The following is a 13,814-nucleotide window of genomic DNA, read 5'->3' as shown; positions in this document are numbered from 1 at the left end:
GCCAAGCAGTTAACCAGCCTTCTGGCCTTTTTGGTGGTTGGATGTGCTGTCGTGCCCATCAGGGGAGAGAGCAGGAGAGATCTGTCCGATTTCCGGCGCGACATCCCCTGTCATCAGCCACATCGTGTATTTTTTGAACTGAACATGCTGGGTGATTTTCATCAACACATCGCCGCCAATAGTGCCTATTCGATTTGTTTCGTATCGCTTTAACGTACCAACCGGAATGTCTAAAGCAGCACCAAATTCATCCCTCGTTAGTTTCTCTGATTCCCTAATGGCTCTGATTTTTTCGCCAACTGACATTGACACGGTGCTCATGAGTACCCCATAATCAGTTTCAAGGTACTTACAAGCACCCTAAAACAACGAAAATTGCGTGATCTTAAAGGGTATCACTATGAACAAAAACCGACAAAAAAAGGTGATTGGAGTGAGGGAAAATCAATTACCTGCAGATTACCCATTCGGTGACCTGCTAGAGGAATCTATCTCTGACTACGCGCGCCGCATTGGTAAGAATCCGCAGACGATCCGCACTCAGGCAGACACCGGCGCCCTACCAATTTTACAAGCTCGTCCAGGCGCCAAGCGCCGGGTCAATCTTTACGCCATCTACCTGAATGCCAAACGTCACGCGGAGAAGTTTGTCGCGCATATGGGCTCTTGAGGAGGTCGCTCATGACGGAGATTCAGCCGCGTGCCCTAATCCAGCTCTCGAAGCACACGTTCGTCTACCGCGGGTTCACTATCCATAAGTGCCCACGCCATAGCGAAACGAACCGCACGGCCTACCAGCTGATGAGCAACGGGGATTATTTCGGTCGTGATTTCGCATTGGCGGAAGCCATGCGCACAGTCGACAACATGGTCAAAGCTCGGGGAAGAAAATGAAACAGCCTTACAAGATCCTCATTGAGGAGCTCCTGCAGCACTACCACACCAAAACGGCCAACTTGCAGATGGCGACCGCCGCCGCGCCAGAGGTTCGCCAGGTATCACTGAACGATTACGCTTTCCGCCTGTGTATTGGCCTGACCGGTTTACTGAGCACCGCAGAAGCCGCTGGCGATGGCCCTGCAGCCGCAGTTATCGATCGTTTGATCATGCGCTGCAATAACGGTGATATTCCGCAACCTAGATTATCTGCATGAGCCGGGTTAACCCGGCCCATCTGAGAGTGCATCCCTTCCATTAACGGTGGGTGACTGGCGTCACGGGGTGCGCTCTCAAATGGGGAAAGGTTTAACGCGGTACGCCGCCAGCAAGAGCAGAAACGAGACGTTCAACAATGGAGAGTTTTTCATGATGCTTCTTTTTACCAAGCGAAATCATAGCTCGATTTCTTGCCGGGTTAAAAAGGCTGGAGAGAGCATTACTGTCAAACTCTTCGAGCATATTAACGCGCGCATTCATCTCATCAACACTGAGGTTATGCATTTCGTTAATAAGCGAAAGATATCGCTTAGCCTGCTGACGCGCAGCTTCGGATTTCTTTCCATGCTGAAAGGCAACTCGAATACCACTAATAATTGCAACTATAGCGCCAAACAACTGACTGAGCCCACTGTTAGCAAAAATACCAGCGCCAAGAATAAGCATCACAGCATTAGCCGTAAGATCAATTCTGCGGTTAATGGTTTCTGTCATCACCTCCAGCCAATAGCTGTACCAAATGCGGAAACGCAAAGCATATTCAGTCGGTTGTTGTGCCATAAATATTTACTCCTCGTCATCATCCTCCGGTGGCTCAGGTTTATGCAACACGTGGAAGTCATCGGATTTATCGCGAGATTGCGAATTGTCGTTGTCGCCCATAGAGGCTCCTTCTTGTGGTGGGTGGTTGTCATGCCCATGTTCCTGCCAGAACGTGGTGGGCATGGCGAAGATACCACAACGCGGCCGGGCGCGTAATCCCGGAGCATTCAGGGCAATCACTGAAATCTGGTCGCGTCCTTATAAAAGCATGGGCTGCAATAGAGCAGATAAATAGATTGCCCTTCCCATGAGCCGGCATGGTTAAAAACCGGCATATATTCCAGTGAGTACTTAGCGTGCTCACTGGAATATAAAAATAACGTTCTCTACAAAATGTCGCTTCAAGGTGGCGGGATTCTCACACCCTAAATTCAGGAGGGATTATGCACGATGACGAATTACACACAGCATTTATGAATGCACGCAGTTCTGAACGGTTGCAATTACTCGAGCTGTTAGAGAGCAAACTTGACCGCCTTGCGGCAGATAAAGCCTCCCGCGACCAGGTATTCAGTGCGCTGAAAGACTGGATAAACCTTCGCCGCCCCTCCTCCAACAAAACCAAGCCGGAGACAACGCAATGATGGCGTTCTTCTTCTCACTCGCTGCTGTTTGGGCAGTTATCTCCGTGGGATTGGTTGGCTGGGTTATCTACCGCTATTGCAAATTTTGCCGTGCATTCAATCGGCAGTGTTTGCCGCCAGAACAGCGCAATTACGACTAGGAACAACAATGGCCGATCAAATCGACATAGCTCAGGAGCGGCATCAACTGGTTCTTGAGTCTCAAATCGCCAGCGCTCGTCCACAGCCATGTGGGCCTTCTGCGTTCACTTGCGAAACCTGCGATGCACCGATACCAGAAGCACGCCACGCTCTCGTTCATGGCGTAACGCGCTGCGTTACCTGCCAGGAAATCCATGAAGCCAAAGCACGACATATCAGAGGTAACCCATGAACAAGCCCGCCCTTAAATGGCTCGGCAGCAAAGCCCGTATCATCGACACACTGCGCCAACATCTGCCGGAAGGAAAACGGCTGGTTGAGCCGTTCGTCGGCTCCGGTGCGGTATTCCTCAATACCGACTATGACAGTTATCTGCTGTGCGATATCAACAGCGATCTGATCAACTTCCACAACGTCGCCAAAAACCATCCTGAGGTGCTGATCCGCGAAGCGCGCCATCTGTTCAACGCACACCAGGATCAGGAGGGCTATTACGGCGTGCGCGCTGACTTCAATCTGCGCTGTGATAGCAATTTCATCTACCGTGCAGCGCAGTTCCTTTACCTGAACCGCCACACCTTCAACGGTGTTTGCCGTTATAACCTGAGCGGCGAGTTTAATTCGCCGTTCGGTCATCGAAAGGCGCCCTACTTTCCAGAGGACGAGATCAGAGCCTTCGCGGAAAAGGCGCAGGCAAAGAAAGCGATTTTCCTGTGCTGTACCTTCCCGGAAGCGATTAGGATGGCCCAGGCCGGCGACGTGATTTATTGCGATCCGCCTTACATCCCAGCCAGCGCCACCGCCAACTTCACCAATTATCACACCGACGGCTTTACCAATGAGCAGCAGCAAAAGCTGGCCCGCATGCTGCGCATCGCCGCTAAACGCGGCCGCCACGTCGTAGCGTCGAACAGCGAGACAGACACAGCCAAGGCGCTGTACTCCGATTTTGCTATCACCACGCTCACTGCCCGCCGGTCGGTCAGCGCTAAAGCTGCCAGCCGTGCAAACGCTGGCGAGATCATCGCAACCATGAGATCACAAGATACCGGTATCGGCTGGTATCAAAAGATAGGGACAGGTAACTCCGAGTGACGAATAACGCACACGGACGACGCCAGCCATCCCCGCCGCTACCCTATCCGGGCAGCGGTGCGGTTGCTTCAAATCTTTCCTTCTCCTGGAACGCACCGCGCCCAGCAGTTAACCCTCGTCTGAATGAGACATCCCAACAAACACCAGACCCGCAATCACTATCCGCCATCATCGCGCTTTACGCTCACGAACGCCGCCACCTTGCCGAACACGAAAAAGCCGTGGCCGAGGCAGCTTGGAGTAAATTCTTTAATACCGAAGAGCGCGATCCAGAGCTGCGCGACTTTATGCAGGATAAACGCCTTAGCCAGGTCAAACTGGCTAAGGAAATGCAGCGACTTGATCTGGCGCTGGCCGCGCAGGCTGACCTGAGTGCTCAGCCAAAGTTTATCCGGCAACCGCTGCAGCAACGGGTTGATTACCTTCGCCGGGAGCATGGCGACGATCGGGCCAATACGTTTTTGCGTGATATCGTCAAAAGCGAATTGGCACGGTTGGAGGCGGTACGTAACCGCCAGCAAACTATTGGTTATAGGTATATGGCCCGTCACGAAGGCATGGACGCCCTGCTAGATCTGCCGGAGCTGCTGCAAGATGACGTTAAAGGGCTGGCCGTGAAGGTCGCCGCGTATATGGATATGCGATTCATCGAGCTGTATGCCGAGATCGTCATTGATGAAGACAATGTTCTGCAGGACGATTTATTGCATCTCTATCGTCTGGTTGCCAATGAAGCGGCCAGGCTTTCTGTACAACCGCCCGCATATCATGTCTTGCTGCATGAAGGCACCCGTAGGGCAGAAATCCCCTACCATCTGATCCCCGGCGCACTGGCCCGTCTTCGCTGCGCAAATTGGTGGTATCGCAAATTATGGCACCTGCGCTGCGAATGGCGTGAAGCGCAACTTCGCGCCGTTTGCCTGGTACACAAGCATTCTTCCGTTTACATCAGCCAGGATGCCCTGGTGCACAAGCGCGAGCAGCGCCGCAAAGCAATGGAATTTTTCAAGGCGCATGAGCTGGTCAACGAAGATGGTGTCACCCTGTCCATGGAAGACGTGATCACCGCCAGCAACAGCAATCCAAAGCATCGCCGCAACGAAATGATGGCGTGCGCCAAAGGGCTGGAGCAGTTGGCGGAAATACGCGGTGATTGTGCTGTTTTCTATACGATCACGTGCCCATCGAAATATCACGCGACCCTATCGAGTGGCATGCCCAATCCGAAGTGGAATCACACCACCCCGCGTGAAACCAGTGATTACCTGGTAAATCTTTTTGCCAGTATCCGCAAGGCATTGCACCGTCAGAGTTTACGCTGGTATGGCCTTCGCGTAGCCGAACCCCACCACGACGGCACAGTCCACTGGCACCTGCTTTGCTTCATGCGCAAAAAGGACCGCAAGAAGATCACCTCTATCATGCGAAATTTCGCCATTCGTATAGATAGAGCTGAGCTTGGGTCGGGCCTGGGTAAAAACATCAAACCGCGCTTTGACGTTGAGCTTATCACCAAAAGCAAAGGCAGCCCGACCAGCTATATAGCCAAGTACGTCAGCAAGAATATCGACGGTCGCGGGCTGAAAGATACCGTCAGCAAAGAAACGGGTAAATCCCTTAAAGATACGGTGGAGAACGTCACCGCCTGGGCATCGCTTCACCGCGTGCAACAGTTCCGCTTTTTTGGCATTCCTTCCCGCCAGGCTTACCGCGAACTGCGGTTGCTCGCCGGGCAGATGTCGCGCAAGGGCGTGACCGGACGTAAGACCCCGCGTATCAACGACAAAGCCGTTGACGATGTGTTATCTGCTGCCGATGCCGGTTGTTTCGCCACATACATCAGCAAGCAAGGTGGTGTACTGATCCCGCGCAAGTACCACATTGTCCGCACCGCTTACACCTCATCAGAAACACCAAACGATTACGGCGATCACTGCACGCAAATTTATGGCATCTGGTCACCGCGCCTGGGCACTAACTCCCGTATCTGCACCCATGTCGGTGATTGGAAAATGGTACGCAAGACCGATAGCAACGCCCCGAACGTAGCGACCGACGCCATAGGCGGCGATCGCGTCGGGGTTGACCTTGACCGTCAGGGCGGCCCTTCCGCCCCTTGGACTAGTGGCAATAACTGTCCCATTGAACAATATCCGAACAGTTCAGGGGCGGGAATTGCCACACATGAAGAGCCCCAAAGCGTCAATTTTAAGTTATTGGGATACAAGGAACGGCGCGAGTTACTGAAGCGGTTGAGAAACCCGGGCCAGAAAACACTAAGCGATAGGCCGCAAAACCGGCAACCCACACAGGGAGAACGCGCACTGTCGCCGCGGCATAACGAACTGATCGAAAAGCTGGATGACTACGCTTACACACTTGGGATCAATATCAGTCGCGCAGCACTACGCCGTCTGGTTTTGGGAGAAACCGTCAATATCGGAGACAAGTGTTACCGTGCCGGGCTGGATGGTGTGTTGTATCAGGTGTTACATACAAATGAGAAAACTTCCAGTGAGCTAATTTCACGATTTAAGCAAGCATTCCAAAATCTCCGCAAGAAAACCGTCAACCACTATCGTGTTAATTATGCATATATTAATAAGTAATAACACACCGAATAATTATAATTAAAATTGCACGTAAAACACTAGCATTGCTCATATAAAACTTCCATTGCTTGATTCTTTCTGCCAACATGAATATTTCCACGCACCATATATACTGTCACCGGGGTAACGATGAATGGAAATTGAAAGATTCGCAATTATATGTAAAAGAGCATTAGACCAGCATTTTAAAAATGTCAGAGATGCTGATAATAATGGATATTTAGCCGCAGAAGACGGAAGCCGTGGTGGAATTTTCTACCCAACCACTATTTTATGCGCAAAAACTGACGAGGCATTCTCAGTTGAATTAGTCGGGGCATCTGAAAAAACTTTCCCATTAAAAATAAAAAAATATTCTAAATTAAGTTTTGAAAAATTGGTTAGTTATTATGAAAAAATTGAAAACTCCAATGCCAAATTTAAATTCGCAAGAAAAGGAAGTGGACTGATAAATATATTTATCGCAAACGTCGATGAATCAAATGAAGAGGAATTAGAAAGATTCCCTATAACAGAAAAGTTCAAAACAAAGATATTTGGAAACCGAGATGTACAAAACACATTTTCATTTAATGATGATTTCTTAACAGCAAGATTATCAAACACGGTGATAGTTACATGTAGAGACAGCATTTTAAGAGCACGACACATATATGAAATGCTAATATTCGGAAATGAAATAACAGAAGACGAACTACAGCAAAGCCTGAGTGAATACCTAGAATTCCCAAGTGATGGAGATCCCATCCTTGGCATTCAAAAAATAAACAAAGACATAGATCTTAAAGGTATAAAAATATCATACCTGCACAATATGATACTAAGAAATGAAATACATGAAACTACAATTGGTGATTATCTTAACGAAAATAAAGACATTATCTTAAACACTCTTGGGCACACCAGGTCAATATATGAACCAACTTTGAATTGGATAGAAAAAACACCTGATAATACTGACAAATCAATTAACCCAGATTTTCTTCTTCAAAGAAAAGATGGTTTTTACGATATATGTGATTTAAAAAAAGGATTAGTCAATAAGCAGAATCTAACAAAAGGAGAACGTCGCAGAAGAAGATTTATTGACGCTGTAAACGAAGGGATAGCCCAACTAGATAATTATGCGGAATATTTTACGTTTGAAGAAAACGCGAAACATGCCGAAGAAAAATATGGAGTAAGAACCAACAACCCAGTAAAGATACTAATAGTTGGGAATATGGAAAATACTAACGATGAAGAAGTGAAACAAGCATTACGAGGCAGACCTGACCTCTTAGTCATTGATTATGACTCAATAATATCTATGTTTTTAGCGAATATTACCAACGAAACCATATCAAATTAATCCAATAATGCAATGCAAAAGCGTGCACAGTTTTGCACAATAATTAGACCTTCCCCATTGCGAACCTGCGCCAGTACTGATGCGGCTTCGAGCCACTTTGGATTTTGCACAAAAAAGAGGGTGTGAGGCGCGCAGGCGAGGCGGGGGAGTAAGCGCGCGCGTTGGGTCATGGGGAGGGGGCTATGTGCTTCATGAGCGGGCCGCTGTGAAGCGCGCACTGTGATGGTGCGTAGACGCTGTGATACGTTACGAGCACGCCAGAGGGCCACATAGCGCGGCTGGTGACGGCAAAAAGATTGATGCTGTGAATGCCAGCGTTAGATCGGATGGAATGAGGTCGAACAATAGGGAGGTGGCCACCGTAGACGGCGGCGGCCATGCTGCAGCGATGGGGTTAGTCTGCGTTCAGCAACGCATACGGGTTGAAGCGGATCACCTCCTCCCCCATCCAGTCGTTGACATGCTTCATGGCTTCCATGATCGGCGTCAGCTCGTTGATGGCGAACACTCTCGCCGCCTTCTCCACATCACCAAACGTGCCGTTACCTTCCGGCATGGCGCCCATCAGCTGCGGCGGTACGCGGTGAGCGGCGAGGATATCGTCACGCGTAGCGCTTTTAACGCCCAGAAACTCATCCTTGGCCGAGATCTGGCTGAACGGCAGGATCTGCACCGAGTCCTTGCCGCCGTTTGGCGCGTGCAGCAGGATGTTTTTGAATGCTCCACCCCGCCGCGTGTCGGTCAGTGTCTTCTTTAGCTTGTCCAGGCTTTCCTGGTCAGCGATAGCGCTGTTGACGTAGACGATGCAACCGGCATGGCTGCCGTTGTCGTAGTACAGCTTGCGGAAAGTGTCAGCCGAGTGAGACAGGTTAGCGGACAGCAGGCCGGCGAAGTACTCCGGCATGCCGTAGATCTCCTGGTGAATGTCCGGGTTGATCACATGGCAGACGGCGCCAGTCGGAAACTGGTAATCATCCAGACCCGCCTGGATAAACCAGTAGGTATCCAGGTCGGAGCCACGCCGGGTGTATTTCGCCAACGTGTGATGCAGCGCCAGCGGCCCACCGAGCACATTGCGGCGCAACTCCAGATAAGCGTTGCCGAACACCACCCAATCCATGGCGAAGGCCGAGAACGCCTGACGCGACAGCAGCTTGTGCGGGATGAAGCAACCGGACAGCACATTGCGTTTGAAGATCAGCGCCGACTGATGCCAGCTAGCATGGCCGAACTGTCGGGCCAGTCCGTACCAGCTGATCGGCGTATCGTAGTAGCGGCCGTTGTCGGCACAATACATCGAGTCCAGCAGATCATAGGACGATGATACTGGCCAGGGGCCATCAAACGAGAAGGTACTCAGGCCAGGGACTTTTTGCAGCTCGGCTGCCAGATCCGTCTGCGTTTCTGCTGCGGGCTGTTGGCGCGTCAGTGGTGATTTTCTTTTGCTCACGTTAATACTCCATAACCGTCATGTTGCTGCCGCCATCTTGTCCCAGCGGTTCGTTAATGATTGCGAGCATGGTCGCCCAGGCCAGGTCGCCATGGCTCACGCCGCGACTGCGGTCAGTGTCATAGGTGATTACCCCACCGGGGGTGACCACTTTACGCACGGCGTTAAAGGCAGTGATCAGGTCATACTCACCGCGGTCATACTCCCAACGACCACCACGGACTATCTGTTGCATCTTCAGTACCAGCATGCGCTTGCTGGCCGGGTTGAACTGGTAACAGACCGCCGCCGGAAACCGCTTCTTGACCAGTTGCCAGACAGCCTCACCGATCCCTTGCCCATCAATGCCGATATGTTGCACGTTGTAGCGATCCAGCATGCCAATGATTAGATTGGCCTGCGCCTCGAACTCCATGCCCCGGATACGTTGCGTTTCGATGGTGCGGAACTTGCCGCCGCTGACCAACGGCACCGCATTAACAGAAATACCGCCGCTGTCCCCTTTCCCGCTGGCGCCGTTGGGGTCATAACCAATCCATACCGCGCGATCGGCCATGGGCCGCATGGCGTAGGGTTTCCAGTCAAGCCAGTCGTCATAACCGTCGGCGCCACAGGTCAGCAGCATGTTGTAGTCAAAGGCGGCCTCACCGTTGCGGATAAACTGGCAGCCGTACAGGTTGTCGTACTCTTCAGGGCTGTTCTCTTCGCGGATTTCATCGATATCCGTCAAATCCCAGCCGTGATCGATAGCGTCCTGCAGGGTCACAATCTGGCGCCATATTTTATCCGGGCACATCAGGCCGCTATTTAGCGTCTTCCAGGACGTGTCGAACTCCACACGCTTACCGCTTGCACGCCCCTTGTTGAATGCCTCCCCCGTCCAGAACGGGTAAGCCTCATGGCTTTCCGCCGAAGGCGTGGAAAAGTAGGTACGCGTCAGCCCTTTCAACGTCGCCATGGCGCCGGCCACCTTCTTCAGGTTGGCAAACTGGCCCACCCAGAAGAACTCATCAAAGAACAGGTTGCCGGTGTACGACTGCGCCGTCGCAGCGGATGTGCCGAGAAAGTGCAGCTCCGCGCCATTGGCAAGCTGGATCATGTCGCCGCCTTTTAATTCGACGTCGACTTCCGCTGCTGCAGAACGGATAAAACCGCGGAACTGGTACGCCTGCCGGCGACTGGCTGACAGAAATATCTGGTTGAGCTGGTGCTTGTACTTCACATCATCGGAGAGTGCCCGCACCAGTGCTTCGCGGGCAAAGTACCAGGTTGCCCCCACCTGACGGCTTTTGAGCACCATACGGTTGCGGTGATGATGGTTGTCATACCAGCCTCGCTGGTGCCAATGCAGCGAACCCAGAATGTTTTCACGCAGCTGCGCGATCTGCGCTTCAGAGAAGAAGTTTTGTTTCTTGCGCACCTTCTTCTTCGGCTGCGTGGCCGGCGTGCCGTTGTCCAGTTTCTTCAGCTGGCGCGTCAACAGGTCAATTTCCTTGAAGTCACCGCCGCTCTTTTTGTCCTTGCCGGTCAGTTGCACCAGGCGTGCATCGAGCGAGGTGGTGACACGCTGTATCGGTGGCGTTTCATCCCATTCGTCGCGCTTCTTCCAGGCATAGACCGTGTTTTGATTGATGCCCATCAGGCGTGCGATTTCAGCCGGCGGATACCCCTGCCAGTAAAGCTGCCGTGCCCGATGTCGGGTGAATGTTTCCTGAACCGTCATAGTCTCCCCCATGTCCTGCCGGGGAGGTTAACCCGCGCGCGTGGGGGCTTTCTTGCGGTGCCGGCTGTCAGCGTTCTCCGACAACAACAACGCGTTGAGAGGGAGCCGGGCGCCCTGCCATCATCACCGGGAACTCAGAAACCGAGCGAGTAAACGAACATGGCAGGCACAGCAAAACCACGTAAGAAATTCCGTGTTGCCGTCTCCGGAAACACCGTTGATGGCCGCGAAATTCAACCGCAGCACCTTCGCGACGCGGCAGCAAGTTACGACCCGGCGGTATATGGCGCACGCGTCAACATTGAGCACTATCTATCGCCCTATCCAGGTAGCGATTTTGGTGCGATGGGGGATGTAGCGGCACTCAGTACCGAAGACATTTCCGAAGGAGCGCTGGCCGGGCGCACCGCGCTTTATGCAGAGATTGAAGCCTCTGATCGCATGGTGCAGATGACCGATAAGGGGCAAAAGGTCTACTCCAGTATTGAGTTGGCGCCGCAATTTGCTCTCAACGGCAAAGCCTATGTAGTGGGGCTGGCGATGACCGACACCCCGGCAAGCCTCGGCACTGAGCGCCTGAAGTTTGCAGCGCAGCAGCGCGCACAGGTGATGGCTTTCAACAATCAGCAGGCAGAACCGCCGATGTTCACCGAAGCCATTGAGGCGGAAGTGATCGAACTCAACGCTCAGCGTGGTGAAGAAGGGAAGCAATGGTTTAACCGCGTCATGGGCATCCTCGGCAAGGGTAAGAAAACCGACGACGAGCGTTTCAGTCAGGTGCATCAGGCGGTAGAGGTGGTGGCGCAATCCCAGGCCGATCTGTCCGACCAGTTCAGCAGCGCCGAGCAAACGGCAGCCAGCAACAAACAGGCTATAGAGAAGCTGACCTCTGACCTTGCTGCACTGCAGCAGAAGGTTGAAGGCACGGACGGCAACTACAGCCGACGCCCGCCTGCCAGTGGTGGCAACAACGCTCAGCTGGCTGACTACTGAGCCAACGACTGATAATCACAACGAGAGAAATAGAGCATGGAAAATATTACCCGCGAGCTGTTTGATCAGTACGTTGCCCGGCAGGCACAGCTAAACCGCGTATCGCCGGCAGCTGTCGCCGCAAAGTTTGCTGTTGACCCAACGGTACAGCAGAAACTGGAAGCTGCAGCGCAGGAAAGTGATTCCTTCCTGAGCAAAATTAATATGTTCGGCGTCACCCAGCAGATCGGGCAGAAAGTGCTTATCGGCAGCAAAGGCCCACTGGCCGGGGTGAGCAACAGCACGAGCGCCCGCCGTAATCCTGTCGCCAACGACAAAATGGAGCCGTTCAACTACATGTGCCGCAAGGTCAACTATGACTACGGCATCAGCTACGAACAGTTGGACGCCTGGGCACATCAGCCGAACTTCCAGCCGCTGATCAGCTCGGCGATGGCACGCCAGATGTCGCTTGACCGCATCATGATCGGTTTCAACGGCACCAGTTACGTCGACCCGTCAGACCGCGCAGCCAACCCACTGTTGCAGGATTGCGGCATCGGTTTCCTTGAGAAGATCCGCAGGGAAGCGCCGCACCGCGTGATTTCTGATATCACGGTCACCTCACGCGATGAGGACAATAAGATCATCACCAAAGGCACTTACGGCAACGTATCCGCCGCGGTCTATGACGCCAAAAACAGCCTGATGGATGAATGGCACAAGCGTAACCCGGATAACGTGGTGATCCTGGCCGGCGACCTGCTGACAACCAGCAACTTCCCGGCAATCAACGCCATGAGCCAGACCAACCCGAACACCGAAATGCTGGCCGGTCAGTTGATCGTGGCGCAGGAGCGCGTCGGGAACATGCCCACCTTCATTGCGCCGTTCTTCCCGGTCAACGGCATCCTGATCACACCGTTTAAAAACCTGTCGATCTATTACCAGCGCGGTGGTCTGCGTCGCACCATCAAAGAAGAACCGGAGTACAACCGCGTCGCGACCTACCAGTCATCAAATGACGATTTCGTTATTGAGGACTACGGCAATGTGGCCTTTATCGACGGCATCACCTTCGCGCAACCTGCGAGCGGCGGTTAATCACCCGGGCGGGCACCTGCCCGCCCCACTTCGGGGACAGGATAATGCTGACACCGGCACAAAAACATTTTCAACGCGTCATGGCGGAACGCCACGGCAAGACCGAAGAACATACGGATGCCGCCCGCACCGCGCACGAACAAATTCTTCACCGTCTGCGTATGGATCAGAGTGCACTGAGAAAAGTGCAGTCTGACCAGGCGAAAGCGGCGATGAAAAAGCAATTACTGCCGCATTACGAAGGCTGGATCGACGGCACCCTTGAGGGTGACAGCGGCCGCCAGGATGAAGTGATCGTCACCCTCATGATTTGGGCAATTGATACGGCTGATTATCCGCTTGCTGTACGCATTGGCCGCTATGTCATCGCGCACAACCTCGCGATGCCTGACCGTTTCCGCCGTACTGCGGCCACCGCACTGGTAGAAGAGCTTTGCGATCCCATTCTGGTGCAGGTGAAGGCCGACGAAACCGCAGACCTGACCCCTTACCTGTCAGTGCTGGATGACCTTGCACAGATTGTCGAGGGCAAGGATATGCCGGATCAGGTGCTTGCCAAGCTGTTCAAGGTTCGCGGTTTCGCACTGCGCAGCGGCACCGAAGCCGACCAGGCTATCGCGCTGGGTTTATTGCGCCAGGCGATTAAGTTGGACGCCGGCGCCGGTGTGAAAAAAGAGATCGAACGCCTGGCGCGATTGGTTAAAAAAGCCAGTCTGGCAACCGCCGGCGAAGGGGAAAGCAATGCTGAAGGTACTGACACAACTGGCGCTGATACTCATGCAGCAACAGGCGATGGTAATACCAGCGCCGTGCCAGGTACCGACGCTGCAGCATCGTCAGAACCGACTGCGGTGGCCACGAAACCCAGCAGACAACGCCGCGCCCCGAGCAAAGCGCCAGCTAAGAAGACAACCGGTAAGGCGCCAGTAAAGAAAACCAAGACGCCAACCACTGAATAAAACGACTTGCGCCCCGTGCGCTGGCGGCGCGGGTGGAGATCTGCCGTGCCTGGCGCGTGCTTTTC

Annotated in this window: 16 protein-coding genes; 11 read left to right on the top strand and 5 right to left on the bottom strand. The window is 53.0% G+C overall.

What is annotated here, in order from left to right; translation table 11 throughout:
• Window positions 1–9: 9 nt before the first annotated feature.
• Window positions 10–306 (bottom strand): helix-turn-helix transcriptional regulator, encoded by a 297-nt coding sequence (locus JOE25_RS03645; RefSeq protein WP_164268240.1) that lies wholly within the window; start codon window positions 304–306, stop codon window positions 10–12.
• Window positions 307–400: 94 nt separating this feature from the next.
• Here JOE25_RS03645 and JOE25_RS03640 point away from each other — a divergent pair, with 94 nt between their 5' ends.
• The 3 genes from JOE25_RS03640 to JOE25_RS03630 are packed head-to-tail and all read left to right on the top strand — an operon-like array spanning window position 401 to window position 1,154.
• Window positions 401–670 carry a hypothetical protein gene (locus tag JOE25_RS03640; RefSeq protein ID WP_048233866.1) on the top strand — a complete coding sequence of 90 codons (270 nt, stop codon included), beginning with the start codon at window positions 401–403 and terminating at the stop codon, window positions 668–670.
• 11 nt (window positions 671–681) lie between these two features.
• On the top strand, window positions 682–894 hold the full coding sequence (locus JOE25_RS03635) for a DUF4761 family protein (RefSeq protein WP_164098142.1): 213 nt from the start codon (window positions 682–684) through the stop codon (window positions 892–894).
• The gene (locus JOE25_RS03630) at window positions 891–1,154 is read left to right on the top strand and encodes a hypothetical protein (protein ID WP_209632769.1); all 264 of its coding nucleotides are present in this window, start codon (window positions 891–893) and stop codon (window positions 1,152–1,154) included. The genes JOE25_RS03635 and JOE25_RS03630 overlap by 4 nt, the downstream gene beginning before the upstream one ends.
• A 91-nt stretch (window positions 1,155–1,245) precedes the next feature.
• Here the strand turns inward: JOE25_RS03630 and JOE25_RS03625 are convergent, their stop codons facing one another.
• On the bottom strand, window positions 1,246–1,716 hold the full coding sequence (locus JOE25_RS03625) for a hypothetical protein (RefSeq protein ID WP_072271152.1): 471 nt from the start codon (window positions 1,714–1,716) through the stop codon (window positions 1,246–1,248).
• A gap of 6 nt (window positions 1,717–1,722) precedes the next feature.
• The gene (locus JOE25_RS03620) at window positions 1,723–1,881 is read right to left on the bottom strand and encodes a hypothetical protein (RefSeq protein WP_209632768.1); all 159 of its coding nucleotides are present in this window, start codon (window positions 1,879–1,881) and stop codon (window positions 1,723–1,725) included.
• Between the two features lie 260 nt (window positions 1,882–2,141).
• Between JOE25_RS03620 and JOE25_RS03615 the strand changes: the two genes are divergently transcribed.
• The 5 genes from JOE25_RS03615 (at window position 2,142) to JOE25_RS03595 (ending at window position 7,541) form a co-directional block, all read left to right on the top strand.
• A complete protein-coding gene (locus JOE25_RS03615; RefSeq protein ID WP_209632767.1) occupies window positions 2,142–2,342 on the top strand; it encodes a hypothetical protein in 201 nt (66 codons plus the stop codon).
• A 148-nt stretch (window positions 2,343–2,490) separates the two neighbouring features.
• On the top strand, window positions 2,491–2,715 hold the full coding sequence (locus JOE25_RS03610) for a TraR/DksA family transcriptional regulator (protein WP_209632766.1): 225 nt from the start codon (window positions 2,491–2,493) through the stop codon (window positions 2,713–2,715).
• A complete protein-coding gene (locus JOE25_RS03605) occupies window positions 2,712–3,578 on the top strand; it encodes a Dam family site-specific DNA-(adenine-N6)-methyltransferase (protein ID WP_209632765.1) in 867 nt (288 codons plus the stop codon). Before JOE25_RS03610 ends, JOE25_RS03605 begins: the two co-directional genes overlap by 4 nt.
• The gene (locus JOE25_RS03600; RefSeq protein ID WP_209632764.1) at window positions 3,575–6,187 is read left to right on the top strand and encodes a replication endonuclease; all 2,613 of its coding nucleotides are present in this window, start codon (window positions 3,575–3,577) and stop codon (window positions 6,185–6,187) included. Before JOE25_RS03605 ends, JOE25_RS03600 begins: the two co-directional genes overlap by 4 nt.
• A 136-nt stretch (window positions 6,188–6,323) precedes the next feature.
• Complete coding sequence (locus JOE25_RS03595) at window positions 6,324–7,541, top strand: Shedu anti-phage system protein SduA domain-containing protein (RefSeq protein ID WP_209632763.1); 1,218 nt, start codon at window positions 6,324–6,326, stop codon at window positions 7,539–7,541.
• Between the two features lie 394 nt (window positions 7,542–7,935).
• Here JOE25_RS03595 and JOE25_RS03590 read toward each other — a convergent pair whose 3' ends face one another.
• Together JOE25_RS03590 and JOE25_RS03585 are read right to left on the bottom strand one after the other, a co-directional pair.
• On the bottom strand, window positions 7,936–8,991 hold the full coding sequence (locus JOE25_RS03590) for a phage portal protein (RefSeq protein WP_209632762.1): 1,056 nt from the start codon (window positions 8,989–8,991) through the stop codon (window positions 7,936–7,938).
• Between the two features lies 1 nt (window position 8,992).
• Window positions 8,993–10,714: a terminase family protein gene (locus JOE25_RS03585; protein WP_209632761.1), complete on the bottom strand. Its 1,722-nt coding sequence runs from the start codon at window positions 10,712–10,714 to the stop codon at window positions 8,993–8,995.
• A gap of 159 nt (window positions 10,715–10,873) precedes the next feature.
• Between JOE25_RS03585 and JOE25_RS03580 the strand changes: the two genes are divergently transcribed.
• The 3 genes from JOE25_RS03580 to gpM are packed head-to-tail and all read left to right on the top strand — an operon-like array spanning window position 10,874 to window position 13,749.
• Entirely contained in the window at window positions 10,874–11,707 is an 834-nt protein-coding gene (locus JOE25_RS03580) for a GPO family capsid scaffolding protein (protein WP_209632760.1), read from the top strand.
• A 36-nt stretch (window positions 11,708–11,743) separates the two neighbouring features.
• Window positions 11,744–12,790 carry a phage major capsid protein, P2 family gene (locus JOE25_RS03575; RefSeq protein ID WP_209632759.1) on the top strand — a complete coding sequence of 349 codons (1,047 nt, stop codon included), beginning with the start codon at window positions 11,744–11,746 and terminating at the stop codon, window positions 12,788–12,790.
• Window positions 12,791–12,834: 44 nt separating this feature from the next.
• Window positions 12,835–13,749, top strand: coding sequence for a phage terminase small subunit (gene gpM, locus JOE25_RS03570; protein ID WP_209632758.1), 915 nt, complete (start codon window positions 12,835–12,837; stop codon window positions 13,747–13,749).
• Window positions 13,750–13,814 lie beyond the last annotated feature (65 nt).

Source organism: Serratia sp. PL17, from assembly GCF_017832355.1.
Classification (GTDB): domain Bacteria; phylum Pseudomonadota; class Gammaproteobacteria; order Enterobacterales; family Enterobacteriaceae; genus Serratia.
Note: the sequence above shows the minus strand (reverse complement) of the source record. Positions and strands in the feature narration are given on the sequence as shown.

Bases quoted from the DNA above. Each gene is read 5' to 3' on its own strand.
- JOE25_RS03640 (WP_048233866.1), top strand. From the start codon at position 401: ATGAACAAAAACCGACAAAAAAAGGTGATTGGAGTGAGGGAAAATCAA.
- JOE25_RS03585 (WP_209632761.1), bottom strand. From the start codon at position 10,714: ATGACGGTTCAGGAAACATTCACCCGACATCGGGCACGGCAGCTTTAC.
- JOE25_RS03615 (WP_209632767.1), top strand. From the start codon at position 2,142: ATGCACGATGACGAATTACACACAGCATTTATGAATGCACGCAGTTCT.
- JOE25_RS03620 (WP_209632768.1), bottom strand. From the start codon at position 1,881: ATGCCCACCACGTTCTGGCAGGAACATGGGCATGACAACCACCCACCA.
- JOE25_RS03645 (WP_164268240.1), bottom strand. From the start codon at position 306: ATGTCAGTTGGCGAAAAAATCAGAGCCATTAGGGAATCAGAGAAACTA.
- JOE25_RS03575 (WP_209632759.1), top strand. From the start codon at position 11,744: ATGGAAAATATTACCCGCGAGCTGTTTGATCAGTACGTTGCCCGGCAG.
- JOE25_RS03580 (WP_209632760.1), top strand. From the start codon at position 10,874: ATGGCAGGCACAGCAAAACCACGTAAGAAATTCCGTGTTGCCGTCTCC.
- JOE25_RS03630 (WP_209632769.1), top strand. From the start codon at position 891: ATGAAACAGCCTTACAAGATCCTCATTGAGGAGCTCCTGCAGCACTAC.
- JOE25_RS03610 (WP_209632766.1), top strand. From the start codon at position 2,491: ATGGCCGATCAAATCGACATAGCTCAGGAGCGGCATCAACTGGTTCTT.
- JOE25_RS03605 (WP_209632765.1), top strand. From the start codon at position 2,712: ATGAACAAGCCCGCCCTTAAATGGCTCGGCAGCAAAGCCCGTATCATC.
- JOE25_RS03635 (WP_164098142.1), top strand. From the start codon at position 682: ATGACGGAGATTCAGCCGCGTGCCCTAATCCAGCTCTCGAAGCACACG.
- gpM (WP_209632758.1), top strand. From the start codon at position 12,835: ATGCTGACACCGGCACAAAAACATTTTCAACGCGTCATGGCGGAACGC.
- JOE25_RS03625 (WP_072271152.1), bottom strand. From the start codon at position 1,716: ATGGCACAACAACCGACTGAATATGCTTTGCGTTTCCGCATTTGGTAC.
- JOE25_RS03595 (WP_209632763.1), top strand. From the start codon at position 6,324: ATGGAAATTGAAAGATTCGCAATTATATGTAAAAGAGCATTAGACCAG.